This window comes from Pseudoalteromonas sp. T1lg24 (assembly GCF_002964745.1).
In the GTDB taxonomy this organism is placed as follows: domain Bacteria; phylum Pseudomonadota; class Gammaproteobacteria; order Enterobacterales; family Alteromonadaceae; genus Pseudoalteromonas; species Pseudoalteromonas spongiae.
Genome location: NZ_PQCB01000022.1, coordinates 1 through 474, shown reverse-complemented (window position 1 = coordinate 474; position 474 = coordinate 1). Strand labels below are relative to the sequence as shown.

Genomic DNA, 474 nt, shown 5'->3' with positions numbered 1-474 from the left:
TTTATTTTGAGAACTCTAAATTAAATATTGCACTTACTAAGTAAGTACTTAATTTAAAGTTTGTCAGCTTTCCAAATTTTTAAAGAGCAATCGAGAATTACTTCTCAAAACTAAACATACTGAAATGTTAGTTTATTTAGGTTTGAGAAGAGAGAAAGTGGTGGAGCTAAGCAGGATCGAACTGCTGACCTCCTGCGTGCAAGGCAGGCGCTCTCCCAGCTGAGCTATAGCCCCACTATATAAGTTGATTATGTTGCCACTTAATCTGGGAGGAGAAAGTGGTGGGTCTGAGTAGACTTGAACTACCGACCTCACGCTTATCAGGCGTGCGCTCTAACCAGCTGAGCTACAGACCCATAATCAATTATTGTTGTTTTCAATCATTTAACAATCATCTGTGTGGACACTTCGAACAAAAAGTTCTAAATCGTATAAGGAGGTGATCCAGCCCCAGGTTCCCCTAGGGCTACCTTG

At 40.7% G+C, this 474-nt stretch carries 2 tRNA genes; both read right to left on the bottom strand.

Features of this window, described 5'->3' with window-relative positions:
* Nucleotides 1-158: 158 nt before the first annotated feature.
* Nucleotides 159-234, bottom strand: a tRNA-Ala gene (locus C2M30_RS12275).
* A 45-nt stretch (nt 235-279) separates the two neighbouring features.
* Nucleotides 280-356 (bottom strand) — tRNA-Ile (locus tag C2M30_RS12270).
* Nucleotides 357-474 lie beyond the last annotated feature (118 nt).